Source organism: Streptomyces sp. WI03-4A (genome assembly GCF_033792105.1).
Taxonomy (GTDB): Bacteria; Actinomycetota; Actinomycetes; order Streptomycetales; family Streptomycetaceae; genus Streptomyces; species Streptomyces collinus_A.
On the sequence record NZ_JARAUO010000017.1, the window covers coordinates 51,829 to 78,809 of the forward strand.

General features: G+C 72.2%; 22 protein-coding genes and 1 tRNA gene. 8 read left to right on the forward strand and 15 right to left on the reverse strand.

Features of this window, described 5'->3' with window-relative positions; translation table 11 throughout:
- Positions 1 to 8 precede the first annotated feature (8 nt).
- Together PV343_RS19025 and PV343_RS19030 are read right to left on the reverse strand one after the other, a co-directional pair.
- On the reverse strand, positions 9 to 2,249 hold the full coding sequence (locus PV343_RS19025; RefSeq protein WP_319148132.1) for an MMPL family transporter: 2,241 nt from the start codon (positions 2,247 to 2,249) through the stop codon (positions 9 to 11).
- Positions 2,250 to 2,374: 125 nt separating this feature from the next.
- Positions 2,375 to 2,980: a TetR/AcrR family transcriptional regulator gene (locus PV343_RS19030; protein WP_319148133.1), complete on the reverse strand. Its 606-nt coding sequence runs from the start codon at positions 2,978 to 2,980 to the stop codon at positions 2,375 to 2,377.
- A 148-nt stretch (positions 2,981 to 3,128) separates the two neighbouring features.
- Here PV343_RS19030 and PV343_RS19035 point away from each other — a divergent pair, with 148 nt between their 5' ends.
- Positions 3,129 to 6,677, forward strand: a complete 3,549-nt coding sequence (locus PV343_RS19035) for a S41 family peptidase (RefSeq protein WP_319148135.1) — start codon at positions 3,129 to 3,131, stop codon at positions 6,675 to 6,677.
- Between the two features lie 127 nt (positions 6,678 to 6,804).
- On the opposite strand, the gene PV343_RS19040 is transcribed toward PV343_RS19035, so the two are convergent.
- The 4 genes from PV343_RS19040 to PV343_RS19055 form a co-directional block, all read right to left on the reverse strand.
- Entirely contained in the window at positions 6,805 to 7,026 is a 222-nt protein-coding gene (locus PV343_RS19040) for a hypothetical protein (RefSeq protein WP_319148136.1), read from the reverse strand.
- A 94-nt stretch (positions 7,027 to 7,120) separates the two neighbouring features.
- A complete protein-coding gene (locus tag PV343_RS19045; RefSeq protein WP_020940573.1) occupies positions 7,121 to 8,005 on the reverse strand; it encodes an SDR family oxidoreductase in 885 nt (294 codons plus the stop codon).
- On the reverse strand, positions 8,002 to 9,003 hold the full coding sequence (locus tag PV343_RS19050; RefSeq protein ID WP_319148138.1) for an alpha/beta hydrolase: 1,002 nt from the start codon (positions 9,001 to 9,003) through the stop codon (positions 8,002 to 8,004). The genes PV343_RS19045 and PV343_RS19050 overlap by 4 nt, the downstream gene beginning before the upstream one ends.
- Positions 9,000 to 10,586 (reverse strand): NAD(P)/FAD-dependent oxidoreductase, encoded by a 1,587-nt coding sequence (locus PV343_RS19055; protein ID WP_319148139.1) that lies wholly within the window; start codon positions 10,584 to 10,586, stop codon positions 9,000 to 9,002. Before PV343_RS19055 ends, PV343_RS19050 begins: the two co-directional genes overlap by 4 nt.
- A gap of 201 nt (positions 10,587 to 10,787) precedes the next feature.
- On the opposite strand from PV343_RS19055, the gene PV343_RS19060 reads away from it, so the two are divergent.
- Positions 10,788 to 11,408 (forward strand): MerR family transcriptional regulator, encoded by a 621-nt coding sequence (locus tag PV343_RS19060; RefSeq protein ID WP_319148222.1) that lies wholly within the window; start codon positions 10,788 to 10,790, stop codon positions 11,406 to 11,408.
- A gap of 9 nt (positions 11,409 to 11,417) precedes the next feature.
- Here the strand turns inward: PV343_RS19060 and PV343_RS19065 are convergent, their stop codons facing one another.
- Positions 11,418 to 12,221, reverse strand: a complete 804-nt coding sequence (locus PV343_RS19065; protein ID WP_319148140.1) for an exodeoxyribonuclease III — start codon at positions 12,219 to 12,221, stop codon at positions 11,418 to 11,420.
- Positions 12,222 to 12,292: 71 nt separating this feature from the next.
- Between PV343_RS19065 and PV343_RS19070 the strand changes: the two genes are divergently transcribed.
- Entirely contained in the window at positions 12,293 to 12,769 is a 477-nt protein-coding gene (locus tag PV343_RS19070) for a GNAT family N-acetyltransferase (RefSeq protein WP_319148141.1), read from the forward strand.
- A gap of 48 nt (positions 12,770 to 12,817) precedes the next feature.
- On the opposite strand, the gene PV343_RS19075 is transcribed toward PV343_RS19070, so the two are convergent.
- The 7 genes from PV343_RS19075 to galU form a co-directional block, all read right to left on the reverse strand.
- Positions 12,818 to 12,891 (reverse strand) — tRNA-Ala (locus PV343_RS19075).
- A gap of 93 nt (positions 12,892 to 12,984) precedes the next feature.
- Complete coding sequence (glpR, locus tag PV343_RS19080; protein WP_319148142.1) at positions 12,985 to 14,178, reverse strand: gephyrin-like molybdotransferase receptor GlpR; 1,194 nt, start codon at positions 14,176 to 14,178, stop codon at positions 12,985 to 12,987.
- A 172-nt stretch (positions 14,179 to 14,350) separates the two neighbouring features.
- Positions 14,351 to 14,989 (reverse strand): GNAT family N-acetyltransferase, encoded by a 639-nt coding sequence (locus PV343_RS19085; RefSeq protein WP_319148143.1) that lies wholly within the window; start codon positions 14,987 to 14,989, stop codon positions 14,351 to 14,353.
- Positions 14,990 to 15,009: 20 nt separating this feature from the next.
- On the reverse strand, positions 15,010 to 15,525 hold the full coding sequence (locus tag PV343_RS19090; RefSeq protein WP_319148144.1) for a molybdenum cofactor biosynthesis protein B: 516 nt from the start codon (positions 15,523 to 15,525) through the stop codon (positions 15,010 to 15,012).
- Positions 15,522 to 16,034 (reverse strand): cyclic pyranopterin monophosphate synthase MoaC, encoded by a 513-nt coding sequence (moaC, locus tag PV343_RS19095; protein WP_319148146.1) that lies wholly within the window; start codon positions 16,032 to 16,034, stop codon positions 15,522 to 15,524. Before moaC ends, PV343_RS19090 begins: the two co-directional genes overlap by 4 nt.
- Positions 16,035 to 16,148: 114 nt before the next feature.
- On the reverse strand, positions 16,149 to 17,471 hold the full coding sequence (gene glp, locus PV343_RS19100) for a gephyrin-like molybdotransferase Glp (protein WP_319148147.1): 1,323 nt from the start codon (positions 17,469 to 17,471) through the stop codon (positions 16,149 to 16,151).
- Positions 17,468 to 18,379, reverse strand: coding sequence for a UTP--glucose-1-phosphate uridylyltransferase GalU (gene galU / locus PV343_RS19105; RefSeq protein ID WP_319148148.1), 912 nt, complete (start codon positions 18,377 to 18,379; stop codon positions 17,468 to 17,470). The genes glp and galU overlap by 4 nt, the downstream gene beginning before the upstream one ends.
- A gap of 75 nt (positions 18,380 to 18,454) precedes the next feature.
- Here galU and PV343_RS19110 point away from each other — a divergent pair, with 75 nt between their 5' ends.
- Positions 18,455 to 19,108, forward strand: a complete 654-nt coding sequence (locus tag PV343_RS19110) for a 5-formyltetrahydrofolate cyclo-ligase (RefSeq protein ID WP_415923499.1) — start codon at positions 18,455 to 18,457, stop codon at positions 19,106 to 19,108.
- A gap of 74 nt (positions 19,109 to 19,182) precedes the next feature.
- On the opposite strand, the gene PV343_RS19115 is transcribed toward PV343_RS19110, so the two are convergent.
- On the reverse strand, positions 19,183 to 22,035 hold the full coding sequence (locus tag PV343_RS19115) for a penicillin acylase family protein (RefSeq protein ID WP_319148151.1): 2,853 nt from the start codon (positions 22,033 to 22,035) through the stop codon (positions 19,183 to 19,185).
- Between the two features lie 236 nt (positions 22,036 to 22,271).
- Between PV343_RS19115 and PV343_RS19120 the strand changes: the two genes are divergently transcribed.
- From PV343_RS19120 to PV343_RS19135, 4 genes are all read left to right on the forward strand, one after another.
- Complete coding sequence (locus PV343_RS19120; protein WP_319148152.1) at positions 22,272 to 23,807, forward strand: potassium/proton antiporter; 1,536 nt, start codon at positions 22,272 to 22,274, stop codon at positions 23,805 to 23,807.
- Positions 23,808 to 24,062: 255 nt separating this feature from the next.
- The gene (locus tag PV343_RS19125; RefSeq protein WP_319148153.1) at positions 24,063 to 25,361 is read left to right on the forward strand and encodes an MFS transporter; all 1,299 of its coding nucleotides are present in this window, start codon (positions 24,063 to 24,065) and stop codon (positions 25,359 to 25,361) included.
- Between the two features lie 67 nt (positions 25,362 to 25,428).
- On the forward strand, positions 25,429 to 25,755 hold the full coding sequence (locus PV343_RS19130; RefSeq protein ID WP_319148154.1) for an FmdB family zinc ribbon protein: 327 nt from the start codon (positions 25,429 to 25,431) through the stop codon (positions 25,753 to 25,755).
- 98 nt (positions 25,756 to 25,853) lie between these two features.
- Positions 25,854 to 26,687 carry an S-methyl-5'-thioadenosine phosphorylase gene (locus PV343_RS19135; protein ID WP_319148155.1) on the forward strand — a complete coding sequence of 278 codons (834 nt, stop codon included), beginning with the start codon at positions 25,854 to 25,856 and terminating at the stop codon, positions 26,685 to 26,687.
- Positions 26,688 to 26,981: the final 294 nt, after the last annotated feature.

Here is a 26,981-nt window from a genome sequence, read left to right on the forward strand (position 1 = left end):
GCGCTGGGTCAGGCGCGCACCAGCTCCCGCTCCCCGTCGGGGTCGGCGTGCCGGTCCCCGGCGGTGCGCAGGCCCTCGCCCTCGACGTCGACGTTGGGCAGCGCCCGGTCCAGCCACCTGGGCAGCCACCAGGCCCGCCGGCCGAGCAGGGCGAGCACCGCCGGGACGATGGCCATGCGGACGATGAACGCGTCGAAGAAGACGGCGACGGCCAGGCCGAAGCCGATCATCTTGATCATCGACTCGCTGGAGCCGATGAAGCCGGAGAAGACGGCGATCATGATGACGGCGGCGGCCGTGACCACCCGTGCGCCGTGCCGGAAGCCGGTCACCACGGCCTGGCTGGGCTTCTCCCCGTGGACGTACGCCTCCCGCATGCGGGTCACGAGGAACACCTCGTAGTCCATGGCGAGACCGAAGACCACGCCGACCATGAAGATCGGCATCATCGACATGACCGGGCCGGTCTGCTCGACGCTCATCAGGTTGGACAGCCAGCCCCACTGGAAGACCGCGACCACGGCGCCGAGCGCCGCCATCACGCTGAGCAGGAAGCCGAGGGCCGCCTTCAGCGGGACGAGGACCGAGCGGAAGACCACGATCAGCAGCAGGAAGGCCAGGCCGACCACGAGGGCGAGGTAGGGCAGCAGGGCGTCGTTCAGTCGCTGCGAGACGTCGATGTTCATCGCCGTCGAGCCGGTGACCAGCACCTTCGCGTCGGTCGCCGAGGTGATGTCCGCGCCCTTGCCGCGGATGGCGTGGACCAGGTCCTCGGTGGTGGTCGAGGACGGCTTGGAGTTCGGGACGACGGTGATCGTCGCGGTGTCGCCCGCCTTGTTGGGCACGGCCGGGGTGACCGTGACGACGTCCTTGAGCCCCTTGATCTCGTGGCCGACCTCGGTGAAGGCCGCCTTCGGGTGGGCGCTGTCCTTGGCGTCGACCACGACCATCAGGGGCCCGTTGAAGCCCGGCCCGAAGCCCTCGGACAGCAGGTCGTAGGCGCGGCGCTGGGTGGTGGACGTCGGCTGCGCGCCGTCGTCGGGCAGGCCCAGTTCCAGGGAGGCGGCCGGGACGGCCGCGGCGCCGAGGCCGATCACGCCGAGCAGCAGCACGGCGACGGGGCGCCGTACGACGAAGCTCGCCCAGCGGGTGCCCATGTTCGGGCGGGTCTGCTTGCCGTGGCCACCCGGCTTACCGGCCTTGGCCTTGCGGCCGCCGCCGAGGAGCCTGCTCTTCTCGCCGGTCGGCTTGATCCGGCGGCCCGCGTAGCCGAGCAGGGCCGGGATCAGGGTGAGGGCGATGAGGACCGCGATGGCCACCGTGCCCGCGGCCGCCACGCCCATCTTGGTCAGCATCGGGATGTTGACCACGGACAGGCCGACCAGGGCGATCAGGACGGTCAGGCCCGCGAAGACCACCGCCGAGCCCGCGGTGCCGACGGCCCGGCCGGCGGCCTCCTCGCGCTCGCGGCCCTCGGCCAGTTCGGAGCGGTAGCGGGAGACGATGAACAGGGCGTAGTCGATGCCGACGGCGAGGCCGATCATCGACGCCAGGGTGGAGGTGGTGGTGCCGAGGTCCAGGGCGCTGGCGAGCGCGGTGATCGTGGAGACCCCGATGCCGACCCCGATGAGCGCGGTGAGCAGCGGGAACCCGGCCGCGAGCAGCGAGCCGAAGGTGATGACGAGGACGACGGCCGCGACCGCGATGCCGATGATCTCGCTGGAGCCGGTCTCGGGGGCCGCGGTGAGCGCGTCACCGCCGACCTCGACCGTGAGCCCGGCGTCCCGCGCGTCCTGCGCGGCCGCCTTCAGGGCGTCCCGGGAGGCGTCTTCCAGCTCCATGCCGGAGACCTTGTACTTCACCGAGGCGTAGGCGATCGTGCCGTCCTTGCTGACGGCGTGCGCGGTGTACGGGTCGGCGACGGAGGTGACCTCGGAGCCGGACCGCAGCTCCTTGACCGTGTCGCGGACGGTGGCCTTGTTGGCCTTGCCCGTCATCTTCTCGCCGCTCGGCGCCTTGAAGACGACGCGCGCGGTGGCGCCGTCGGCGCTCATTCCGGGGAAGCGCTGTTCCAGCAGGTCGAAGGCCTTCTGGGCCTCGGTGCCGGGGATGGAGAAGGACGAGTTGCCGGCGGCCGGCGCCGAGGCGGCGCCCACTCCGGCGAGGGTCAGCAGCGCCACCCACATGAGGGCGACATAGTGCCGTCGCCGGAAGGCGAGACGGCCGATCTTGTAGAGGAACGTGGCCATGGAGGCGTACTCCCGGTCAGGTCGTGGGGTTCATCAGGGCAGGGGAGATCAGCCCGACGACGTGAGCGGGTGACGTCAGGTGGTGGGCTTGCTGGGGATGGGGTTCAGCTGGGCTCGACTGGGCTTCAGCCGGTGGGCGCGCCGAGGGCGGGGAGGACCACGGCGTCGATGTACGACAGGAGGAACTCCTGCGTGGGCGGCTGTTCGTCGATCAGCGTGCGGGCGGCGAAGCCACCGATCATCATGTGCATCACGTACTGGATGGCGGGATTGTCCGCTCGGACCTCACCCCGGTGGATCGCCCGCTGCAGGACCCGGCGGAACTCCGCCAGCTCCGGCTCGATCAGGTGGTCCCGGAACGCCCGCAGGAGGTCCGGGTTGGAGTGGGTCGCCATGGCCAGGCCCCGCATCAGCGCGGAGTTCTGCTCCATCTCGCAGTCGTCCGCGCGCAGCGTGAGCGCGTGCAGGTCGCCCTTGAGCGACCCGGTGTCGATGTCGTCGGCGAACGTGCCCGGCTTGCCGTGCCGCACCGCCTTGGCCACCAGCTCGGCCTTCCCGCCCCACTGGCGGTAGAGGGTGGCCTTGCTGGAACGGGTGCGGGCCGCCACGGCGTCCATGGTGAGGGCGTCGTAGCCGACTTCCCGGAGCAGGTCGAGCACGGCCTCGTACAGCTCGGCCTCGCGCTCGGGCGTGATCCGACTGCGACGCGTGGTTGCGGCAGCCTCGGTCATGCCAGTCACCTTCCCGCTCCGGAGCCTTCCTTCGTCGTACATCCATGAAGATACCCCGAGAGCAAGCGAAACGAAACCGTTTCGTACGTGTCCTGGCTCACGGCTGTCGGTTCCGCATAAGTTGCTGGCCCCTCTCCCCCGGAAAAGCATGGTGAGGGTGAGCTATCTGCGCCTTCCCCACATCAGCGGCGACCTGCTGTGCTTCGTGGCCGAGGACGACCTCTGGCTGGCCCCCCTCGACGCGCCCGGCCGCGCCTGGCGGCTCACCGTCGACCGCACCAAGACCGGCCATCCCCGCTTCTCGCCCGACGGCCGCCGGATCGCGTACACGACCTGGCGCAGCCTGGTGCCCGAGATCCACGTCGTCGGCGTCGACGGCGGGCCCGCGCGGCAGCTGACCTACTGGGGCAGCACCGACACCCAGGTGCGCGGCTGGACACCCCCGGACGAGGACGGCCGCAGCGACATCCTCGCCGTCGCCTCGCACGGCGAGCCCTTCTCCTACTTCACCTGGGCCTACAAGGTGACCACCGACGGCGACCCCGGCCGCAAACTGCCCTGGGGCCCGGTCGCCGACCTCCAGGTCGCCGACCTCGACGGCGTGCACAAGACCCTGCTGCTCACCGGCACCCCACCGCACGAACCGGCCTCCTGGAAGCGGTACCGGGGCGGCGCCATGGGCCGGCTGTGGCTGCACGGCGAGCGGCTCCTCGAGGACATCGGCGGCCACCTGGAGGCGCCCATGTTCGTCGCCGGGCGCATCGCCTTCCTCTCCGACCACGAGGGCATCGGCAACCTCTACTCCTGCGCCTACGACGGCTCCGACCTGCGCCGGCACACCGACCACGACGCCTTCTACGCCCGCGGCGCCTCCAGCGACGGCACCCGCGTCGTCTACCAGTGCGCCGGCGACCTGTGGCTGATGGAGGACTTGGCCCCGGACGCGCGGCCGCGCCGGCTCGACGTCCGGCTGAGCGGCCCGTGCCCGGGACGCCGCAGGTACCAGGTGCCGGCCGCCCAGCACGTGGACGGCATCTCGGTGGACGAGACCGGACGCGCCAGCGCCGTCGTCGTACGCGGCAGCCTGTACTGGCTCACCCACCGGGACGGACCGGCCCGCACCATCACGGACACGCCCGGGGTACGGGTCCGGCTGCCCGAGATGCTCGGCTCCACCGGCCAGGTCGCCTACGTGACGGACGCCGACGGCGCGGACGCCGTCGAGATCGCCCAGCTGCCCCGGGCCAGCGGCGACCGCCCACCGCACCGGCTGGCCTCCGGCGAGCTGGGCCGGGTCCTGGAGATGGTGTCCGACCCGCTCGGCGAACGGATGGCGATCGCCTCCCACGACGGACGGCTCCTGCTGCTCGACCTGACGGGGGAGACGGAAGCGGCGCAGGCGGCGGAGGCCGCGGCGGTCGCGGGCGCGGAGGACGGGGAGGGCGCGGGTGCGGGGGCCGAGGGGGACGCGGGCGCGGGAACCGGGGAGGGGACGGCGGAGGCGGAGGCGAGCCCCGCGGGGGGAGTTGCCGGGGAGCCGGAGGCGAGCCCCGCGGGGGGAGTTGCCGGGGAGCCGGAGGCGAGCCCCGCGGGGGGAGTTGCCGGGGAGCCGGAGGCGAGCCCGGCGGAGGAAGCCGCCGATGAGGTGGGGACGAGCGCCCCGGAAGCCGCCGACGGCACGGGGGTCACCGAACTGATCCGGTCCGTCAACGGCCCCGTCCGCGACCTGGCGTTCTCCCCGGACGGGTCCTGGCTCACCTGGTCCCACCCGGGCATCGGGCGCTCGCTGCGCCAGATCAAGCTGGCCCGCATCAAGGACCGGTTCGTCGTGGACGTCACCAACGGCCGCTTCGAGGACGAGAACCCCGTCTTCACCCGCGACGGCCGCTACCTCGCCTTCCTGTCCTGGCGCGGCTTCGACCCGGTGTACGACGTCCACACCGGTGACCTGTCCTTCCCGCTGGGCTGCCGCCCCTACCTGGTCCCGCTGTCCTCCGCGACCCCCTCCCCGTTCGCCCTGAACCCGGAGGGACGGCCGGCCGCGGGCGGGCTCGACCCCGTCGAGGACGAGGAGACCGGCGACGGCACGGTGACGGTGGAGGCGGAGGGCCTGGAGAGCCGGGTGACCCCCTTCCCGGTGGTCGCCTCCAAGTACTCGGCGCTGTACCCGGTGGCGGGCGGCGGCCTGGTCTGGCTGCGCTGGCCCATCTCCGGCGCGCTCGGCGAGACCTTCGCCAACCCGGCCGATATCAGCGGACGGCCGACGCTGGAGTACTTCAACATCGCCAAGGCGAAGAAGGCCGAACTCGTCGACCACCTCGACTGGTTCGCGGTGAGCGGGGACGGCAGCCGCCTGGTGGTGGTCGACGAGGGCGACCTGCGGGCCGTGCCGTCGACCGAGTCCGGCGACTCCGACACCACCGTGTGGATCGACCTGCGCCGCATCCTGCACGAGGTCGACCCACCCGCCGAGTGGCGCCAGGCGTACGAGGAGGCGGGCCGGATCATCCGCGCCTACTTCTGGGACCCCGGCATGTGCGGCATCGACTGGGACGCCGTGCTCGACCAGTACCGGCCGCTGGTCGAACGGGTCGCCTCCCCCGACGAGTTCGCCGACCTGCTGCGCGAGGTGCTGGGCGAGCTGGGCACCTCGCACGCCTACGTCACCGCCGCCCGCCGCAACGAGGGCCCGCCCCACTACCAGCGCTGGCAGGGCCTGCTCGGCGCCAACCTCGTGCGCCGGGACGGCGGCTGGGCGGTCAAGCGCATCCTGCCCGGCGACTCGTCCGACTCCAAGGCGCGCTCACCGCTGGCCGGCACGGGCATCCGCGAGGGCGCCGTGCTGACCCACGTGGACGGCCGCCCCGTCGACCCGGTGGCGGGACCGTACCCACTGCTCGCGGGCTCCGGCGGGACGACCGTGGAACTGACCTTCACCCCGGCCGCACCCACCGAGGGCGGCAGGGCACGGCCCCGGCGGGTCGCGGTCGTCCCGCTCGTCGACGAACGGCCGCTGCGCTACCAGGACTGGGTCGCCAAACGCCGGGCCGTCGTCCGGGAGCTGAGCGGCGGCAAGTGCGGCTACCTGCACATCCCGGACATGGGCGGCTCCGGCTGGGCCCAGTTCAACCGGGACCTGCGCCTGGAGGTGTCCCGGCCCGCGCTGATCGTCGACGTGCGCGGAAACGCGGGCGGCCACATCAGCGAACTCGTCATCGAGAAGCTCTCCCGGACCATCCTGGGCTGGGACCTGACCCGGGACGCGCAGCCGGTGTCGTACACCTCCAACGCGCCCCGGGGCCCGGTGGTGGCCCTCGCGGACGAGGCGACCTCCTCCGACGGCGACATGATCACCGCCGCCTTCAAGCTCATGCGGCTCGGACCGGTCGTCGGCCAGCGCACCTGGGGCGGGGTCGTCGGCATGACCGGCCGGCACCGGCTCGGCGACGGCACCGTGATCACCGTCCCGATGAACGCGGCCTGGTTCGACGCCTACGGCTGGTCCGTGGAGAACCACGGCGTCGCCCCCGACCTGGAGATCCAGCGCACCCCCCTGGACTGGGCCGAGGGCCGCCACGCCCAGCTCGACGACGCGGTCCGACTCGCCCTGGACCTCCTCAAGGACAACCCACCCGCGACCCCCCCGAACCTCACCGACGTACCGAACAGATCCCGCCCCCACCTCCCCCCGAGATGAGCGCCCCGTAAGGGGCGCGGGGAACTGCGCGCCCAGCCCCCCACCGGCCCGCACGCACAAGACGACGCGGGGCACCCTCCGGGAAGAAGGGCACCCCACGTCGACCGGCCGAAGCCGAGCGCAGCGACTAGGCGTCGTAGTCGTGGTCGAAGCGGTCGTCCATCTCCCGCTCCGGGTCCGTGATGTCGCGGGCGTTCTGCTGCCCACGCTGCGGCTGCTGGCCACGCTGAGGCTGCTGGCCACGCTGCTGGCCCGACTGCGGGCCGCGCTGACCGGCCTTCTCACGGGCCTCGCCGACCTTCTGCTTGGCCTGGTCCTGCCACTCGTTCGACTTGTCCTTCATACCCATGTGGGTTCACTCCCGTAATGAGTGAGGTGGGGGATTCGGCCCCTTGGTGGGGCCTCGACCAGATTCACACGGGCGAACACGCTGCGCATGTCGATCAGTTACGGTGCGTAGCCCTCGCTGCCTCGTCGGCCTCCCCACCTGCGCCGACGAGCCCGGAACGCATCCCCTGAAGCCTCGGCGCGAACCTGCGCATCTCGCGCTGGCCGACCGTGCCGATGAGGGCCGGCAGATATCCGCGCACGCCCTGCATGCCGCGCAGCCACCACTGCCCGTACACGTGCGCCGAGCGCCGCTCGATCCCGGCCACGATCCGCTCCACCGCCGGGCCCAGCGGGTACGTCTTGTTCGACGGCCACGGCAGCCGCTGCCGCAACTCGCGCATCACGTCGTCCTGGTCGGCGCCGCGCACCATGTCGGTGTCGGTCCAGGACAGGTAGCCGACGCCGACCCGGACCCCCTGGTAGCCGACCTCGGCCCGCAGACTGTGCGCGTACGCCTCCACCCCCGACTTGGAGGCGCAGTACGCCGACATCATCGGCGCCGGGGTGATCGCGGCCAGCGAGGCGATCTGCAGCAGATAGCCCCGGCTCTCGACCAGCACCGGCAGGAACGCGCGGGCCGTCACCGCCGAACCGATCAGGTTCACCTCGATCACCCGCCGCCAGGCCTCCGGGTCGGAGTCGATGAACGGCCCCCCGGTCGCCACACCGGCGTTGGCGACGACGATGTCCACCTTGCCGAAGTGCGCCTTCACCTCCCGCGCCACCCGGCTCATCGCCTCGTGGTCGGTGACGTCCGCGTACCAGTGCGCGCTGTCGCTGTGCAGCCGCTCGGAGACCTCCTTGAGCGCCTCCTCCTCAAGCCCGACCAGCGCCACCTTGGCGCCCCGGGCGGAGAGCTTGCGGGCGAGCAACTCACCGACGCCGCGCGCCGCTCCGGTGACGACGGCGACCTGCCCTTCGAGACCGACCCTGCTCATGCGCCCTCCTTGATCTGCTGCACCGGGGTGCCGTGGGACTGCTGCTGCGGTACGCCGGGGGTGTCCGACGTGGCGCCTTCCGACCTGGCGTCGTCCGACGTGACGTACGTGGTGACCAGGTCCCGGATCCTGCCGGTCACCGGGTCGGGAGCCTCGACCGGGGTCATGTGGCCGACCCCGGGCAGTTCGGTCAGCCCGACGCAGTACGGCAGCGCGGCCGCCAGCGCGCGGGCGTGCACGGGCGGGGTGAGCCGGTCGCGGGTACCGTGCATCACCGCGGTGGGCACCCGCAACTCCCGTACACCGTGGTCGAGATCGAGCGCCGCGAGGACACCGGCCCAGGCGTGGCGCACGGCCCGGGGGCAGGCGTGCACGATCCGCGCGCACGCCTCCACCATGTGCGGGGCCGAACCGGCGCCCATGGTGCCGTACTTGAGGACGCGCATCGCCAGCGGCGTGACCGGGCCCAGCGGGGCCCGCGAACCGAGGATGCGTCCGGTGATCCAGGTGCGCGCCCGCCCGGCGCGCAGCGGCACCACTCGCGACTCGGCGACCAGCCGGGAACTGCCCGTGCTGCACAGCAGGACGGCGGCGGCGTGCTCACGGAAGCGGGCCCGGCCGGCGGCGGCCATGACCGTCATCCCGCCCATGGAGTGGCCGACCACCAGGGCCTTCTCCCTGCTCTCCAGCGTCTGCCCGAGCACCGCCTCGAGGTCGTCGGCCAGTGCGTCGGTGGTGCAGGCGGGACTCGCCGGGCTGCGCCCGTGCCCCCGCTGGTCGTAGGCGATCACCCGGTGGTCGCGCGCCAGTTCCCGGATCTGGGCCGCCCAGAAGGCGGTCGAGCAGGTCCAGCCGTGGGAGAGCACGACCGCGGGCGCCCCCTCGGGTCCGTGCACCTCGACGTGCAGCCGCGCGCCGTCGGCGGAGACGACGGTGAGGGTGCGGGCGGGGACGGGCGGCGCGTAGGGCCCGGAGGCCACGGAGAGGACGCGGCTCATGCGACGGCCCCGCTCTTCGGCGCGCCGCCGGTCGCGGGCGAGGGGGCGGACTCGGGCGAGGAGGTGGACGCGGACGAGGCGGCGGGCGCCGGCCCGTCGGTCCCCTGCGTGCCGGCCTTCCGGACGACCTGGTACTCCGCCAGGTCCACCCGCCGGGTCGCGCGCCGGAACTCCGTCGTCGTGCCGGGCCAGATGGTGGTGTTGCGGCCGCTCGGGTCGAGGTACCAGCTCGTGCAGCCGCCGGTGTTCCACACGGTCCGCCGCATGCGCTCCTGCACCCGGTGGTTCCAGGCGTCGACGGCGGCGGGGCGGGCGTCGAGCGCGGCCCGGCCGCCGAGGACGTCGAGCTGGCGCAGGTAGTCCGCCATGTAGTTCAGCTGCGACTCGATCATCAGGATCATGGAGGAGTTCCCGAGGCCGGTGTTGGGCCCGATGATCGTCATCCAGTTGGGGAACCCGGCCGCCGCGGCTCCGCGCAGCGCCTGCATCCCGTTCTTCCACGTCTCCGCGAGGGTGACGCCGTCCGCGCCGACCACCCGCTCGGCTATGGGCATGTCCGTGACGTGGAAGCCCGTGCCGAAGACGATCGCGTCGACCTCGGCCTCGCTGCCGTCGGCGGCGACCAGGGTCGAGCCGCGGACCTCGGCGAGCCCGCTCGCGACGACGTCCACGTTCGGCTGGGCCAGCGCCGGGTAGTACGCGCTGGACAGCAGGATCCGCTTGCAGCCGATGCGGTAGTCCGGGGTGAGCTTGGCGCGCAGCGCCGGGTCCTTGATCGCACGGGCCATGTTGCGCTTGGCGAGCTGCTCGACCAGGCCGAGTTCGTCGGGGTGCTTGGTGAACGCCTGCACCTGGAGCTCCCTGATGCCCCACAGCAGGCCGCGCCGCAGCTGGGTGGTGAAGGGCAGCGCCCGGTGCAGCCGGCGCTCGGCGCCGCTGATCGCGCGGTCCACCCGGGGCATCACCCAGGCCGGGGTGCGCTGGAAGAGGGTGAGCCGGCCGACCCGGGGCTGGATGGCGGGCACGATCTGGATGGCGGAGGCGCCGGTGCCGATCACGGCCACGCGCTTGCCGGCCAGGTCGTAGTCGTGGTCCCAGCGGGCCGAGTGGAACACCTCGCCCGGGAAGGTCTCGAGACCGGGGATCTCCGGGGTCTTCGGGTCGGACAGCGGTCCGGTCGCGGAGACGACGACGTCGGCGGTCAGCGTCCCGGCCGCGGTCTCGATCTCCCAGCGCAGTTCCTCGCCGTCCCAGCGCATCATCTTCACCTCGGCGTTGAAGCGCAGGTGCGGGCGCAGCCCGAAGACGTCGGTGACGTGCTCCAGGTAGGCCCGGATGTGCTCCTGGCCGGAGAAGGTGCGCGGCCAGTGGGGGTTCGGCGCGAACGAGAAGGAGTACAGGTGGGACGGGACGTCACAGGCGCACCCGGGATAGCTGTTGTCCCGCCAGGTGCCGCCGACGCTGTCGGCCCGCTCCAGGACGACGAAGTCGGTGATCCCCACCCGGCGCAGCCGCACCGCGGCCCCCAGCCCGCCGAACCCGGACCCGATCACCGCCACTCGAACATGCTCGTGCTCGGCCATCCCGAAGCCTCCACGCATCGCCTTGGACTCTGCCAGTGAACACTGGCGCAATGGGACTGTAGAGCAGCTCCGTACCGAGCGGTAGGGGGCGCGGAAAGGAAAGTTACCGGCGGTACAACATAGGCTGCGGGCGTGGCAGACGACGGCGGACACAAGGTCGAGCAGAGCCCCGGGCACACCGGCGGACCGCGCGAGTACCGCATGGAGGAACTGGCCGGCCTGGCCGGCATCACCGTGCGCACCCTGCGCTTCTACCGTGAGCGCAAGCTGATCCCGCCGCCCCGCCGCGAGGGCCGCATCGCCTGGTACGACGACCGCCACCTGGCCCGCCTGCGCACCATCGCGGCGCTCCTGGAACGCGGCCACACCCTCACCGGCATCGCGGAACTCGCCGAGGCCCTCGACCAGGGCCGCGACGTGGCCGACCTGCTGGGCGTCGGCACCCCGACCGAGGAGGAGCCGGTCCGCCTCACCCCCGAGGAGCTCGCCGCCCGCTTCGAGGGCGAGGTCACCCCGGAGAACCTGGCGGCCGCCCTGGACCTCGGCTACCTCGGCACCGACGGCGGCGAGATCGTCCACATCAGCCGCCGCCTGCTGGACGTCTCCTCCGCCCTGGTCCGCGAGGGCATCCCGCTCGCGGAGGTCCTGGCGGCGGGCGAACGCGTCCGCGAACACGCCGAGGCCCTGGCGGACCTCTTCACCGACCTGATCCTGCGCCACACCACCGAACACGACCTCCCCCGCCTGCGCCCCCTGGCCCGCAGTGTGGTGGAGGCGGAACTGTCCCTGGCCCTGGACCGGCGACTGGCGAAGCGGGACTGAGCGGCGCCCCTACAGGTCGTACACGACGGTCACGGGTGCGTGGTCGGACCAGCGCTCGGCATGCGTGGCCGCACGCTCGACGAACCCCTTGACCGCCTTGTCCGCGAGCCCCGGCGTCGCGAGGTGGTAGTCGATTCTCCATCCTGAGTCGTTGTCAAAGGCCCGCCCCCGGTACGACCACCACGTGTACGGGCCCTCCGTGTCCGGGTGCAGGGCGCGTACGACGTCGACGTAGCCGCCCTCGGCCGGGGCGAGGACGCGGTCGAGCCAGGACCGCTCCTCGGGGAGGAAGCCCGAGTTCTTGGTGTTGCCGCGCCAGTTCTTGAGATCGGCCTGCTGGTGGGCGATGTTCCAGTCGCCGCAGACGACCACGTGGCGGCCGTCGGCGGCGGCCTTCTCGCGCAGCACCTTGAGGTGGGCGAGGAACTCGCCCATGAAGCGGGTCTTCTCGTCCTGGCGCTCCGTGCCGACCTCGCCGGAGGGCAGGTAGAGGGAGGCGACCGTGACGCCGGGCAGGTCGGCCTCCACGTAGCGGCCGCTGCCGTCGAACTCGGCCGAGCCGAAGCCGATCCGGACGCGGTCGGGCTCGCGGCGGGTGTAGAGGGAGACGCCGGCGCGGCCCTTGGCGGCGGCCGGGGCGTGCACCACGTGCCAGCCCTCGGGCTGCCTGACCTCCTCGGGAAGCTGGTGCGGTTCGGCGCGCACCTCCTGGAGGCAGACGACGTCCGCCGGGGTCTGGGCGAGCCACTCCACGAAGCCCTTCTTGGCGGCGGCCCGCAGCCCGTTCACGTTCACCGAGGTCACAGTCAGCACCAGGGCACGATACCGGCACACTGGTGCAGGTCCGCCTTCCCCATCGCCTGCATAGAAGTACGATGCCCAGAATGAATATACGTCGCGTTCGTTTCGATCACCCTGACGCCGTCAAGCTCAACGACGAGGTCCAGGCCGAGTACCACCTGCGCTACGGCGACGGCGGCGATGCCACGAGCCTCGACGCCACCGACTTCGACCCACCGCGCGGGGCGTACCTGATCGTCTACGACGAGCTCGACCGCCCGGTGGCCACCGGCGGCTGGCGCAGCCAGGACGACAACGACGAGGGCAACGCGGACGGCGACGCCGAGCTGAAGCGGATGTTCGTCGTCTCGCAGATGCGCGGCCGGGGTCTGGCCCGCCGCATCCTCGCGGCCCTGGAGGAGGACGCCCGCGCGGCCGGCCGGCTCCGCATGGTCCTGGAGACCGGCACCAAGCAGCCGGAGGCCATCGCGCTGTACACCTCGTGCGGTTACGAGCCGTGCGACAAGTTCGGCTACTACCGGCACTACGAGGACAGCCGCTGCTACGCGAAGGCCCTGTAGACGCGATGAAGCCCCAGTCGGCTCTGCCGACTGGGGCTTCATGATGCGTGGACCTGAGGGGATTTGAACCCCTGGCCCCCTCGATGCGAACGAGGTGCGCTACCGGACTGCGCCACAGGCCCTTGCAACGAGTGAAACTCTAGCATCCCCGTCGGGGTGCTTGGAAATCCGTTCCCTGACTGGTCAGGGGCGGGCCTCCGACGGCGTGACGGCTGTCACTCGTTCGCCGCACGGGGGCGGTCGCCGTCCTCGTACTGATCGAACAGCGGTGTGCGTCCACGGCCGCGTGCCCGCCGGGCGGAGGCGGCGCGGCGCTGGTCACCGCGGCCGTCCGCCGGCCGGTCCTCGGCGTCGGGCGCGGGGGCGTCCGCCTCGGGGGCGTGCCCGCTCTCCTGGTCCGGCGCGACCGTGCTGGAGCGTGCCGAGCTCCAGGTGTCGGGTGCGCCGAGGTCGACGTCAGAGGTGGCCCGGGGCGCGACGGGGGCGGTCACGTAGGTCGGCAGCGGCACCGGCACCGGGTCCCAGCTGTCCCCGTGCCCGGGGCGCCGCCGGCGCTCGCGCTGCTGGTCGACCCACTCGGCGTGGTCGGTCTGCTCGACGAGGGCGCGGCGGTCCGCGGCGAGCGCGGAGAGGCCGGTGTCGGTGTCCGTCTCCGCTCCCTCTTCCGGTTCGTCGGCGACGGGGCCGGCGTCCGGGAGGGGGCGGCGGCGCGGCTGGCGTTCGCGCAGCCGCTGGGCCGCGGCCTCGGCGCTGCGCCGGTCCATCTGGTAGGCGAAGCGGCGGCGTTCCTGGGAGCGGAGGTGCGCGATGTATCCGCTCAGCAGGATGGCGGGCACGCCGGGCGCCCAGAGGAAGGCGAGGCCGCCGACGGCCGCGACGATCGCGCCCAGGGTGAAGGCGAGGAAGAGCATCACGGTGGTGCGCCGGCGGCGCGCGAGCGCCTTGGAGCGCTGGGCGCGTGCCGCGGACGCCTGCGCCGAGGGCGTGCGCCGGGGGGCCGGCACCCGCTTCTGCGCGGGGACGGGGCCCGGGGTGTGCGCGGACGGGGACTTGGGCGCCGGGATGACGGGCCGGCCGGTTGCCGGTTCCGCCCGTTCGGAGGTCTCCGGTTCGGCGTCGGCGTGGACCTGACGGCGGGTCGGAGGCACGGCGAAGGCCCGGACGTCGACCGAGTCGGTGACGTCCGGTTCACCGGCGTCCGGCTCCCCCTCCTGGGCGGAGCGCGCCCGCAGGTCCTTGGCGTACCGGCGCTCCATACCCGCCCGTCCGGACAGCAGCCGGATGGCGGTACTGAAGCGTTCCGTCGGACGGGCCTCGTTCAGCTCGTCCTGCCTACGGAGCCACATCGGCACCAAGTAGGCGGCCCAGGCCCCGACGATGACTGCGTAGATGAGGCCGCTGCTGCTCACGTCTCACACGGTAGAGGGGTTTGCGTGGGGCCATCCGCCAATTGAGCCGGTGTGTCGCACGATCCGGCTGATATTTCCAGCTTTTTTTGCGACCGATGCGATCACAGGACCGCCGAAGTCGCGAATTGAATGCCCGGAGACGGTCGCCGAGCGGTCAATTTCGAACACATATTCAATTACCGGACTGCGCGTGATTCCCGGGGTGCCGGGTGTGCTGGTCGCGCGCGGAGCGGGCCCGCTTCCAGCGCCCGAGCAGCCCCTCGGGCACCTCCTCCGCGGTGAGCGCGAAGACGAGGTGGTCCCGCCAGGCGCCGTCGATGTGCAGATAACGCGGCCGCAGCCCCTCCTCGCGGAATCCGAGTTTCTCCACGACCCGGCGACTGGGCCGGTTCTCGGGGCGAATGCAGACCTCGATGCGGTGCAGCCCGACGGCGCGGAAACAGTGGTCCACCGCCAGCGCGACGGCCGTCGGCATCACTCCGCGCCCGGCGACCGCCTCGTCGACCCAGTAGCCGACGTGCCCAGAGCACATCGACCCCCAGGTGATCCCGGCGACCGTCAACTGCCCGACGAGCTCCCCCTGGTACTCGATGACGAAGGGCAGCATCCGGCCCGCGTTGGCCTCGGACCGCAGGTGCCGGACCATCTGGCGGTAGGTCGGCCGGTGCACGACCGGACCGCTCGGCGTGGGCGGCGGGATGGTCGCCTCCCAGGGACGCAGCCAGTCCCGGTTGCGCCGGTTCACCTCACGCCAGGCCCGCTGGTCGCGCAGCTTTATCGGCCGGAGGACGACATCGCCGTCCGCCAGCACGACCGGCCAGGATGGGCTGTTCAGCTCGCACCCCCACTTATGGCTCCGGGGCGGGTGTGGTCGCCGCCGCGGATCTGGTCGACGGCGTGCGCCAGCAGGGGCTCCAGGACGGCCAGCCCGTCCCGCACCCCGCCGGTGGAACCCGGCAGGTTGACGATCAGCGTCCGCCCCGCGACCCCGGCCAGTCCCCGGGAGAGCGCGGCGGTCGGCACTTTCTCCCGGCCGAACGCGCGGATGGCCTCCGCGATGCCCGGCACCTCGTGGTCGAGCACGCTCCGGGTCGCCTCCGGCGTGCGGTCGGTGGGCGAGATGCCGGTGCCCCCGGTGGTGACGACGACGTCGAAACCGGCCGCCACGGCCTCCCGCAGCGCTGCCTCGACCGGGTCGCCGTCGGGCACGACCCGCGGCCCTTCGACGGCGAACCCGAGGCTCCTGAGGCCGTCCGCGACCAGCGGCCCGCCCCTGTCCTCGTAGACGCCGGCGGCGGCGCGGTTGGAGGCGGTCACGACCAGCGCGCGGTACGGCCCGCCGCTCATGCCCGGCTCCAGTCGCCCGACTTGCCGCCCGTCTTCTCCTCGACCCGCACGTCCGTGATGACCGCTCCCTTGTCGACCGCCTTGACCATGTCGATCACGGTGAGCGCGGCGACCGTCACCGCGGTCAGGGCCTCCATCTCGACACCGGTCCGGTCCGTCGTCTTCACGGTGGCCCGGATCTCCACGGCGTCGTCCGCGACCGACAGGTCCAGTTTCACACCGGACACCGACAACGGGTGACAGAGCGGGATCAGATCGGGGGTGCGCTTGGCGCCCATGATGCCCGCGATGCGGGCGGTGGCCAGGGCGTCCCCCTTGGGCATGCCCTCGCCGCGCAGCAGCTCCACCACGCGGGGCGAGACGAGGACCCGTCCGGTGGCGCGGGCGGTGCGCGCGGTGACGTCCTTGCCGGACACGTCGACCATGCGGGCGGCGCCCGCCTCGTCGATGTGCGTCAGTCGGTCCTGTGCGGAGGTTCCGGGGGTCTCCCCCCGGGAAGGCACGGTCATGATGTGTGGCGCTCCCGGTCCGGGCCCGGCGCGGTGCGGTGCGCGGACCTGTTGTGCGCGACACGGTACCGCCAAGTCGGGACGGGCACCGGGCCAGGACCTCCGGGCGGACGCTCAGCCGAGCAGCACGACCTCCACCTCGGTGCCCGGCTCGGCGGAATCCACGTCCTCGGGCAGGACGATCAGCGCGTCGGCGTGGGCGAGCGCCGCGACGAGGTGCGAGCCGGAGCCGCCCACCGGGGTCACCTCGCCGTCGGCGTAGGTGCCGCGCAGGAACTGCCGGCGCCCCCGGGGCGAGCCGAGCGCCTTGTCCGAGCGCAGGGTGGCCCGGGCGCGGGGCCGGTGGACGTCCTTCAGGCCCATCAGGGTGCGGATCGCGGGGCGCACGAACAGCTCGAAGGAGACGTACGACGACACGGGGTTGCCGGGCAGGGCCAGCAGCGGGGTGTGGTCGCGGCCGATGGAGCCGAAGCCCTGGGGCTTGCCGGGCTGCATGGCGAGCTTGCGGAAGTCGATGCCGCCGCCCGCCTCGTCCTCGTCGCCGGCGTACGACAGCGCCTCCTTGACGACGTCGTACGCCCCGACGCTGACCCCGCCGGTGGTGACCAGCAGGTCGGCGCGGATGAGCTGGTCCTCGACGGTGGACCGGAGGATGTCGGCGTCGTCGGCGACGGCGCCCACCCGGTAGGCGATGGCGCCCGCGTCCCGCGCGGCGGCGGTGAGGGCGAAGCTGTTGGAGTCGTAGATCTGGCCGTGGGCCAGTTCCTCGCCGGGCTGGACGAGTTCGCTGCCCGTGGACAGGACGACCACGCGCGGGCGCGGGCGCACCCGGACCGTGCCCCGGCCGATGGCGGCGAGCAGCGCGATCTGCGGCGGGCCGAGGATCGTCCCGGCCTCCAGGGCGAGGTCCCCGGCCTTCACGTCGCCGCCCTTGGCGCGCACGTGCGCGCGTGCCTCGGCGGGGCGGTGCACGCGCACCTGCCCCTCGGCGCCCTCGGGGGCCGAGCTGCGCGCCCGCATCCCGCTCACCGGTCCCTCGCCGAGCCCGCCGTCGGTCCATTCGACGGGGACGACGGCCTCGGCGCCGGGCGGCAGCGGGGCGCCGGTCATGATGCGGGCCGCCTGGCCGGGGCCGACCCGGACCGGGCCGGCCGCACCCGCCGCGACGTCCCCGACGACCTCCAGGACGGCCGGGAACTCCTCGCTGGCACCCGCCACGTCCGCGACCCGCACCGCGTAGCCGTCCATGGAGCTGTTGTCGAACGGCGGGAGGGAGACCGGCACCGTGACGTCGTCGACCAGGACGCAGCCCTGGGCGTCGAGCAGTTGCAGCTCGATGGGTTCGAGGGGGCGGACGGTGGTGAGGATGTCGTCCAGGTGCTCGTCCACCGACCAGAGGTGGTCCGGGTCGGCGGGACGGGTCGCGGCGCTGCTCAACGTTGCTGCATCTCCTCGGCTACGTAACTGCGAAGCCAGGTCCGGAAGTCCGGGCCCAGGTCTTCACGTTCGCACGCCAGTCTGACAATGGCACGCAGGTAGTCGCCACGGTCGCCGGTGTCATAACGGCGGCCCTTGAAGACGACGCCGTGCACCGGGCCGCCGACCTTCTCGTCCTCGGTGAGCTGCTGGAGGGCGTCGGTGAGCTGGATCTCGCCGCCGCGGCCGGGCTCGGTCTTGCGGAGTATGTCGAAGATGTGGGGGTCGAGGACGTAACGGCCGATGATGGCGTAGCTCGACGGCGCGTCGGCCGGGTCGGGCTTCTCGACCAGGCCGGTCACCCGGACCACGTCACCGTCGGCGGTGGCCTCCACGGCGGCGCAGCCGTAGAGGTGGATCTGCTCGGGGGCGACCTCCATGAGGGCGATCACACTGCCGCCGTGCCGCTCCTGGACCTCGATCATGCGGTGGAGCAGCGGGTCGCGGGGGTCGATCAGGTCGTCACCCAGGAGGACGGCGAAGGGCTCGTGACCGACGTGCGGGGCGGCGCACAGGACGGCGTGGCCGAGGCCCCTGGGGTCGCCCTGGCGCACGTAGTGCATGGTGGCCAGGTCGCTGGACTCCTGCACCTTCGAGAGCCGCTCGGCGTCGCCCTTCTTCTCGAGCGCCGACTCCAGCTCGTAGTTGCGGTCGAAGTGGTCCTCCAGGGGACGCTTGTTGCGTCCGGTGATCATGAGGACGTCGTCGAGCCCCGCCGACACGGCCTCCTCGACCACGTACTGGATCGCCGGCTTGTCCACGACCGGCAGCATCTCCTTGGGAGTGGCCTTGGTGGCCGGCAGGAACCGGGTGCCGAGGCCTGCTGCGGGAATGACAGCCTTGCTGATCCTGGGGTGCGACTGAGTCATGCCCGAACCTTATCCGGTGCCTTTGCGCGGAATGTGTGGCTCCGGTTATTTGACTCTCATATGAGCACATTGAGAATGAGCACATCGAGAAAGGCGCGAGAACGACCAGTGGAACACGACGGACGCACCGACGAGCCTGACAAGCGCACGTTGCGGCGGGAGTTCCTCGCGGTGAGGAACAGGTTGACGGCGGATGTCGTCCGGGAGGCGGGCGGCACGCTGGCCGGACGCGCCCTGGAGCTGCCCGAACTCGCGGACGCCCGCACGGTGGCGGCGTACGTCTCGGTCGGGTCCGAGCCCGGCACGGCCGCGCTGCTGGACGCGCTGCGCGCGCGGGGCGTCCGTGTCCTGCTCCCCGCGCTGCTGCCCGACAACGACCTGGACTGGGGCGAGTACGCCGGTCCCGGCTCGCTCGCGCGGATCCGACATGGCGGAAAGTTGGCCCTGTTCGAGCCCTCGGGCGAGCGGCTCGGGCCGGAGGCGGTCACCGCGGCCGACGTGGTCCTGCTGCCCGGGCTCGCGGTGGACGCGCGCGGGATGCGCCTGGGGCGCGGCGGCGGGTCGTACGACCGGGTGCTCGCCCGTCTGGAGCGCGCGGGCGCCCACCCCGCCCTGGTGGTGCTGCTCTACGACACGGAGGTCGTCGCGCGTGTGCCGGCGGAGCCGCACGACCGGCCGGTGCACGCGGTGGTGACGCCGTCGGGCGTGCGCCGCTTCCCCGGCGCCTGATCCGGCCGGTACGCCGACGGCGGGGGCCGCCACGCGCGCGTGGCGGCCCCCGCCGTCGATGTGCCGGCCGTGGCTCACGGTTTGAGGACGAGGGTGTCGCTCGTGCTCCCGTCGACCGCCTTGTCCGTGAACGACCAGGGCAGCAGTTCGCCCTTGGCCCACTTGCCCGTCTGGTCGACGTAGTGGGCGCTGTAGGCGTGCCCCGAGGCGCCGGTCAGGTTGATCCACCGGGACTTGTCGAGATCCTTGAGGTTGACCACCATCCGCATGGACGGCACCCAGACCACGCCATAGCCGCCGGCCGCGTTCCAGCCGGACGCGTTGACGGTCGCCTCGCCGCCGCTGAGCTTCCAGGGGCCGCGGTTGAGGACGTACTGCAGGAATCCGGGGCCCTCGGTGCCGAGCGTCTGGTTCTTCAGGAACAGGCGGTGCAGCCGGCCCCAGCTCCAGGAGTCGATGTCCTTGCCGAGCTTGGCGGTCAGCTCCCAGCGGGCGTCGACCATGGCGCGCTCGAAGAGCTGGTCCATGTTGTCGGCCTTCTTGCGGTCACCCGCCCCCGCCGGGGTCTTCCACCAGTCGCTGTCCGGCTTCTCCATGAGGGTGCGGACCACCTCGAACCAGCGGTCGCCGCCGTCCGGCTGGGCCTGGTCGGCGTCGCGCTCGCCGCACTCGCGCACCTTGGCGTCGTCGTCGACCGGACCGGTGCTGTCGATCTTGTCGACCCACAGGCACTGACCCTTGACCCGCAGCTCCTTGGGCAGCTTGTTGCCGAAGGCGAGCTTGAGGATGTTGCGCCAGACCGCGTTGAAGTAGGCGGCCGCGGCGGAGTCGGCGTCCTGGGTGTAGTCCCAGCCCTCCAGAAGCTTCTGCGCCTGGCGGACGTCCTTGTCGTCGACGTTGATCTTCAGCAGCTTGGGCACGAGCAGCTTGGCGATGTCGCTGCTGTTGTCCAGCTGCATCTGGCGCATGTCCTCGGTGGAGATCTTGCCGCCGTCCTTGATCTTCGACTCGATCAGGTCGGTGATGCGCTGGCTGCGGGTGCCGTAGCCCCAGTCCGTGGTGAGCGTGTACGGGTACTTGTCCGGGTCGACCACGGCCTGGTTGGCGGTGACGATGTAGCCGCGCGCGGGGTCGTACTCGTAGGGCAGCTCGTTCTTCTTGATGAAGCCGGTCCAGCGGTACTTGGAGTCCCAGCCGGGAGCCGGGATCGAGCCGTCGTCCGCCGAGGAGCGCGTGGGGATCTTCCCGGGCAGGGTGTAGCCGATGTGCCCGGCGGTGTCGGCGTAGACGAGGTTCTGCGAGGGCACGTCGAACAGTGCGGCGGCGGAGCGGAAGTCGCTCCAGCCGGCCGCCTTGTCGAGGGCGAACACCGCGTCCATGGAGGTGCCCGGGTCGAGCGCCGTCCACCTCAGGGCGATGCCGTAGCCGTCGCCGCGGTCGGGCGCGGCCGCGTTGACCCCGGCCTTCCTGCCGACCTGGACGAGTTCGTCGTCGCGGTCGGACAGCAGCGGCATCCCGTCGGCGGTCTGGCGCACGACGATGGTCTTGGACTTGCCGCCGGCGACCTTGATGGTCTCCTGCCGGTTCTTGAAGGGCCGCACCTTGCCGTCGTACAGGTAGCCGTTCGCGGTGACCTTCTCCAGGTAGAGGTCGGTGACGTCGACCCCGGAGTTGGTCATGCCCCAGGCGATGTCGGCGTTGTGGCCGATGATCACACCGGGCATCCCGGCGAAGGTGTAGCCGGCCACGTCGTACTGGCACTTGCTGGAGACGGTGCGGCAGTGCAGGCCCATCTGGTACCAGACGGACGGCAGCGACGCCGACAGGTGCGGATCGTTGGCGAGCAGCGGCTTCTTGGTGATCGTGTACTTGCCGGAGACGACCCAGGAGTTGGAGCCGATGCCCTGGCCGTTCACTCCGACGGCCGTCGGCACGTCGTCCAGGACCTTGTAGAGACCCGCGAGCTGGCTGGTGAGCGCCGAACCCGACGAGGTCGAGGCCGAGGCACCGGACGACGTGGAGCCGGTCGTGCCCGTCGTACCGGTGGTGCCCGTCGTGCCGGTGGTCCCGGTCGTGCCCGTCGTGCCGGTGGAGCCGGTCGCGCCGGTGGAGCCGCTGCCGCTCTGCTGGAAGGAGTGGGTCAGCTCGCTGTACTGGCCCTCCTGCACGATCGGCTTGTGGCGGCTGTACGGGTACCGCGGGTACAGGTCCTGGATCTGCTGCGGGCCGAGACGGCTGGTCATCAGCGCGCGGTCGACCTCGTCCTGCATGTTGCCGCGCAGGTCCCAGGCCATCGCCTTCAGCCAGGAGACCGAGTCGATCGGGGTCCACTGCTGCGGCTTGTAGTCGTTGGTCAGGCCCAGCGCCGCGTACTCCAGGGAGATGTCCTTGCCGCTCCGGCCCTTGAGGTAGGCGTTGACACCCTTGGCGTAGGCCCGCAGGTACGCCTTGGTGGAGGACGACAGCTTGGTGTCGTACTCCTGCTCGGCGATGCGGTCCCAGCCGAGGGTGCGCAAGAACTCGTCGTTCTTGACCTGGCCCTTGCCGAACATCTCCGACAGGCGCCCGGAGGTCATGTGCCGGCGCACGTCCATCTCGTAGAACCGGTCCTGCGCCTGGACGTAGCCCTGCGCCATGAACAGGTCCGCGTCGGAGGAGGCGTAGATCTGCGGGATGCCGTTGCCGTCCCGCTTCACGTCGACGGGCCCGGAGAGGCCGTCGAGCGTGATCGTGCCCTGGGTCTGCGGGAAGGAGGCGCGGACGGTGCTGATCGACCAGTACGCCCCGTAGGCGACGCCTCCGACGAGGGCCAGGACCAGGACCAGCACGAGGAGTCGGGCTTTGCGCCCCTTCTTCCTGCCGGACTTGACGGGCGTGGCACCGGTCGTGGCGGTGTCACCCGTTGTGGCGGTGGTGTTGGGGGGCATCGCTGTCCTTGCTGTCCTAACGCGAGCGGCAGGTCGGGCTGTGACTTTGAATGAGCGCTGGGAGCAACCATAGGCGCAGGGCCCTGTCCCGCTTGACGCGGAGTCGGGAACCAGCGCGCACGAGCGTTCGATCTTGCCCCGCGAAGCGTCAAGAAAGCGTCAAGAATTAGGTAAGGTAACGAAGTACTTGGGTGCGGTGCGCCGCAGCCTCGGGTCTTGTGTACGGGAGCCCGCGCGTGCCCCGCGCGTGCCAAGGAAGGGAACCGCCGCTGACTGTCCACCACCTCAACCAGCTCCTGCTCGTCTGCTCCCTCGTCCTGCTCGTCGCCGTCGCGGCGGTCCGGATCTCCTCCCGCAGCGGGCTCCCCAGCCTGCTCGTCTACCTGGGGATCGGCGTCCTCATGGGCCAGGACGGCATCGGGCACATCCACTTCAACAGCGCCGAAGTGACCCAGGTGATGGGATACGCGGCCCTGGTCGTGATCCTCGCCGAGGGCGGTCTGGGCACGAAGTGGAAGGAGGTCAGGCCGGTCCTGTCGTCCGCGTCGGTCCTGGCGACGGCGGGAGTCGCGGTCAGTGTCGGCGTCACGGCGGCCGGCGCCCATTACCTGGTCGGGCTGGAGTGGCGGCAGGCGCTCATCGTCGGGGCCGTGGTGTCGTCGACGGACGCGGCGGCGGTCTTCTCCGTGCTGCGGCGCATCCCGCTCCCCGCGCGCGTGACGGGCACCCTGGAGGCGGAGTCCGGCTTCAACGACGCCCCGGTCGTCATCCTGGTCGTCGCCTTCTCCCAGGCGGGCCCGGTCGAGCACTGGTACACCCTGGTCGGCGAGATAGCCCTGGAGCTGGCCATCGGGGCGGCCGTCGGCCTCGCGGTGGGCTGGATCGGCTCCTGGGCGCTGCGGCACGTGGCACTGCCCGCCTCGGGTCTGTACCCGATCGCCGTGATGGCCATCGCCGTCACCGCGTACGCCGGCGGCGCCCTGGCGCACGGCAGCGGCTTCCTCGCCGTCTACCTGGCCTCGATGGTGCTCGGCAACGCCAAGCTGCCGCACTGGCCCGCCACCCGCGGCTTCGCCGAGGGGCTCGGCTGGATCGCGCAGATCGGCATGTTCGTCGTGCTCGGCCTGCTGGTCACCCCGCACGAGCTGGGCGACGACATCCTGCCCGCGCTGGTCATCGGGCTGGTGCTGACCATGGTCGCGCGCCCACTGAGCGTGGTCCTCAGCCTGGCCCCGTTCCGGGTGCCCTGGCAGGAGCAGGTCCTGATGTCGTGGGCGGGCCTGCGCGGCGCCGTGCCCGTCATCCTGGCCACCATCCCCATGGTGAACGGCGTCGTGGGCAGCCGGCGCATCTTCAACATCGTCTTCGTGCTGGTCGTCGTCTACACCCTCATCCAGGGGCCGACACTGCCCTGGCTGGCCCGCAAGCTGCGGCTGGGCGAGCAGGGCGAGGCGTCCGACCTCGGCATCGAGTCGGCACCCCTGGAGCGGCTGCGTGGGCACCTGCTGTCCGTCTCCATCCCCGAGGGCTCGCGGATGAACGGCGTCGAGGTCAACGAGCTGCGGCTGCCACCCGGAGCCGCCGTCACGCTGGTCGTGCGGGAGGGGAAGTCGTTCGTCCCGCTGCCCACGACGGTGCTGCGGCACGCCGACGAACTCCTCGTGGTGGCCACCGACCCGGTCCGCGACGCCGCGGAACGGCGGCTGCGCGCCGTCGCCCACGGCGGCAAACTGGCCGACTGGCTCGGGACGAGCGGGGCGGGCTCGCGCTGAGGGCGCGCATGCGCTGCCTTCACAGGCGGACGCCCGCCGGGGTGCGCCTTTTCACAGGGGCACAAGCTCTTGATCCCTGTAGTATGAAGGCGCACCCTGATCGAACCAACTCTGCCTGACGCAGAGCTGGCGCGACCGTATGGCGGCCGGAACGCCCTCCGCAGTGGCACCGGTATCTACCGCAGTTCCGCGCAAGAGGACAGCTCTCGGCGCCCCCGCACGGGCGCGCTACCAGGCGGTAGAAAGGCACGGGCCGTGGCGTCCACGGTCACCAGCGAGGCGGCGGAGAACCCGTCGTCCTCCTCCCGACCGGGCTACGGACAGCTGCTGCGCACCCGCGGCGCCTGGACGTTCCTGCTCCCCGGCTTCGCGGCACGCCAGCCGTTCGCGATGCTCACCATCTCCATCGTGCTGCTCGTGCAGCACACCACCGGCTCGTACGGCGCCGCCGGCGCCGCCGCGGCCGCCACCGGTGTCTCCATGGCGCTGTTCGCGCCCTACAGCGGCCGTCTCGCCGACCGCTACGGGCAGCGCGCCGTCCTGATCCCCGGCGTCCTGGTGCACGCGGTGTCCGGCCTCTCCCTGACGGCACTCGCGCTGGCGCACGCGCCGCTGTGGGCGCTGTTCGCGGCCGCCGTCCCGACCGGCGCCTCGGTGCCGCAGGTCGGCCCCATGGTGCGCGCCCGCTGGGGCGTCCGGCTCCAGGGCTCGCCCCTGATGAGCACCGCGGCGGCCTTCGAGTCCGTCACGGACGAGCTGACCTTCGTCTTCGGGCCGCTGCTGGCGACCGCGCTGTGCACGACGGTGACCCCGTCCGCCGGCCTGGTCACCGAGGCCGCGCTCACCCTCGTCGGCGGTCTGCTGTTCGCCGCGCAGAAGAGCACGCAGCCGCCGGTGACCGCCGTCGAGGGCGGCCACGCGCGCGTGGAGCACACCTCCGCGCTGCGCGTCCCAGGCGTGCGGGTCCTGGTCGTGACGTTCCTCGGCATCGGGTCGGTCTTCGGCGGCATGCAGGTGTCGCTGGCCGCGTTCACCGAGTCGATCGGCGAGCCCGGTCTGAACGGCGTCCTGTACGGCGTCTTCGCCGCGGGCAACATGCTCTCCGGCGTCGCCTGCGGCGCCATCGCCTGGAAGGCGGCCCCGCAGCGGCGCCTGCTCGTCGGCTACACGGGGCTCGCCCTGACCGCCGCCGCGCTGTGGACGGCGCACTCGGTCCTGCTGCTGGCCGGCCTCGGCCTGCTGGTCGGCATGTGCATCGCCCCGGCCCTGATCACCGGCTACACCCTGGTCGAGGGCCTCGTCCCGGCCGGCGCCCGCACCGAGGCGTTCACCTGGCTGACCGGCGCCGTGGCGCTGGGCCAGGCGGCCGCCGTCACGGTCGCCGGACAGCTGGAGGACCGGCTGTGGGGCGGCGCCGGATTCCTGGTGCCGATGGCCGGCACCCTGCTCGCGCTGGCCACCCTCGTGGCCCTGCGTTCGCGGCTGGTCACCCCGGCCCGGAACCGGACCGTCGCGCGTGGCGTCGGTCACCGCGTACCGGTGACGGTGGACTGAAGCCCTGGAATACGTCACTATGGATCGTCGTTAGCACTCATCGAGTGAGAGTGCCAGGAGGAAGACAGTGCCGACCTACCAGTACCAGTGCACCGAGTGCGGCGAGGGCCTCGAGGCGGTGCAGAAGTTCACCGACGACGCCCTGACCGAGTGCCCCAACTGCGGTGGCCGCCTGAAGAAGGTGTTCTCCGCCGTCGGCATCGTCTTCAAGGGCTCCGGCTTCTACCGCAACGACTCCCGCGGCTCCACGTCGAGCAGCAGCCCGGCCTCCAAGCCGGCCGGCTCGTCGTCGTCCGACTCGAAGTCGTCCTCCTCGTCGGCTTCCTCGACGTCGTCGGCGTCGTCGAGCTCGTCGTCCTCGTCGTCGAGCTCCTCCAGCAGCTCCGCGGCCTGACATCCCGCTTCCCGGGCCCCGCCGTCGTCGGACGCGGGGCCTGAGGCGTACCCGGGCACGCCTCCCCGCCGGTGCGGCAGGCGACTAGGGTGCTCGTCATGGCGAACGCAGAGATCGGCGTGATCGGGGGCTCGGGTTTCTACTCGTTCCTCGACGACGTGACCGAGGTCCAGGTGGACACCCCCTACGGGCAGCCCAGCGACTCCCTCTTCCTCGGCGAGATCGCCGGCCGGCGGGTGGCCTTCCTGCCCCGGCACGGCCGCGGCCACCACCTGCCGCCCCACCGCATCAACTACCGCGCCAACCTCTGGGCGCTGCGCTCGGTCGGCGTCCGGCAGGTCCTCGGCCCCTGCGCGGTGGGCGGGCTGCGCCCCGAGTACGGCCCGGGCACCCTGCTCGTGCCCGACCAGTTCGCGGACCGGACGAAGTCCCGGACCGGGACCTACTTCGACGGACTCCCGCTGCCGGACGGCACGGTGCCGCACGTGGTGCACGTGTCCATGGCCGACCCCTACTGCCCCACCGGGCGGGCCGCCGCACTGAAGGCGGCGCGCGGACGGGACTGGGAGCCGGTGGACGGCGGCACGCTGGTCGTCGTCGAGGGCCCGCGCTTCTCGACCCGCGCCGAATCGCTCTGGCACCAGGCGCAGGGCTGGTCGGTGGTGGGCATGACGGGCCACCCCGAGGCGGCGCTCGCCCGTGAGCTGGAGCTCTGCTACACCTCGCTGACCCTGGTCACCGACCTGGACGCGGGCGCCGAGACGGGCGAGGGCGTCTCGCACGAGGAGGTGCTGCGGGTGTTCGCGGCGAACGTGGACCGGCTGCGGGGTGTGCTGTTCGACGCCGTGGCGGCGCTGCCGGAGACCGCGGCGCGGGACTGCCTGTGCGTGAACGCCCTCGGCGGGATGGACCCGGGCTTCCCCCTGCCGTAGTCGTTTCGTCTCCGTGGCCCGCCGACGGGGTTCACCGGTTCGGGGGGCGGGGTTTTCCACAACCGGCGGGTGGTGCACGGGCTCCGGCGGGGATCGGCGCGGGGCGCCATCGTGGCAGGGCAAGCCCAGGCCCTCGTCGCAGGTGGTGACACCCCATGCCCTCGACCTCGTCGTCCCCGACGCCTCCCGCCCTCTCCCCCGCTCCCACACCCTCTCCTTTCCCCTCCCCCGCTCACGGACCGGTTCCGTTCCGTCTGCCGCGCCCGCCGGGCACCGACGCTCCGGCGACCTGTG

Coding starts and splice junctions, on each gene's coding strand:
- PV343_RS19025 (WP_319148132.1), bottom strand. CDS start 2,249: ATGGCCACGTTCCTCTACAAGATCGGCCGTCTCGCCTTCCGGCGACGG.
- PV343_RS19030 (WP_319148133.1), bottom strand. CDS start 2,980: ATGACCGAGGCTGCCGCAACCACGCGTCGCAGTCGGATCACGCCCGAG.
- PV343_RS19035 (WP_319148135.1), top strand. CDS start 3,129: ATGGTGAGGGTGAGCTATCTGCGCCTTCCCCACATCAGCGGCGACCTG.
- PV343_RS19040 (WP_319148136.1), bottom strand. CDS start 7,026: ATGGGTATGAAGGACAAGTCGAACGAGTGGCAGGACCAGGCCAAGCAG.
- PV343_RS19045 (WP_020940573.1), bottom strand. CDS start 8,005: ATGAGCAGGGTCGGTCTCGAAGGGCAGGTCGCCGTCGTCACCGGAGCG.
- PV343_RS19050 (WP_319148138.1), bottom strand. CDS start 9,003: ATGAGCCGCGTCCTCTCCGTGGCCTCCGGGCCCTACGCGCCGCCCGTC.
- PV343_RS19055 (WP_319148139.1), bottom strand. CDS start 10,586: ATGGCCGAGCACGAGCATGTTCGAGTGGCGGTGATCGGGTCCGGGTTC.
- PV343_RS19060 (WP_319148222.1), top strand. CDS start 10,788: ATGGAGGAACTGGCCGGCCTGGCCGGCATCACCGTGCGCACCCTGCGC.
- PV343_RS19070 (WP_319148141.1), top strand. CDS start 12,293: ATGAATATACGTCGCGTTCGTTTCGATCACCCTGACGCCGTCAAGCTC.
- PV343_RS19090 (WP_319148144.1), bottom strand. CDS start 15,525: ATGAGCGGCGGGCCGTACCGCGCGCTGGTCGTGACCGCCTCCAACCGC.
- moaC (WP_319148146.1), bottom strand. CDS start 16,034: ATGACCGTGCCTTCCCGGGGGGAGACCCCCGGAACCTCCGCACAGGAC.
- galU (WP_319148148.1), bottom strand. CDS start 18,379: ATGACTCAGTCGCACCCCAGGATCAGCAAGGCTGTCATTCCCGCAGCA.
- PV343_RS19110 (WP_415923499.1), top strand. CDS start 18,455: ATGAGCACATCGAGAAAGGCGCGAGAACGACCAGTGGAACACGACGGA.
- PV343_RS19115 (WP_319148151.1), bottom strand. CDS start 22,035: ATGCCCCCCAACACCACCGCCACAACGGGTGACACCGCCACGACCGGT.
- PV343_RS19135 (WP_319148155.1), top strand. CDS start 25,854: ATGGCGAACGCAGAGATCGGCGTGATCGGGGGCTCGGGTTTCTACTCG.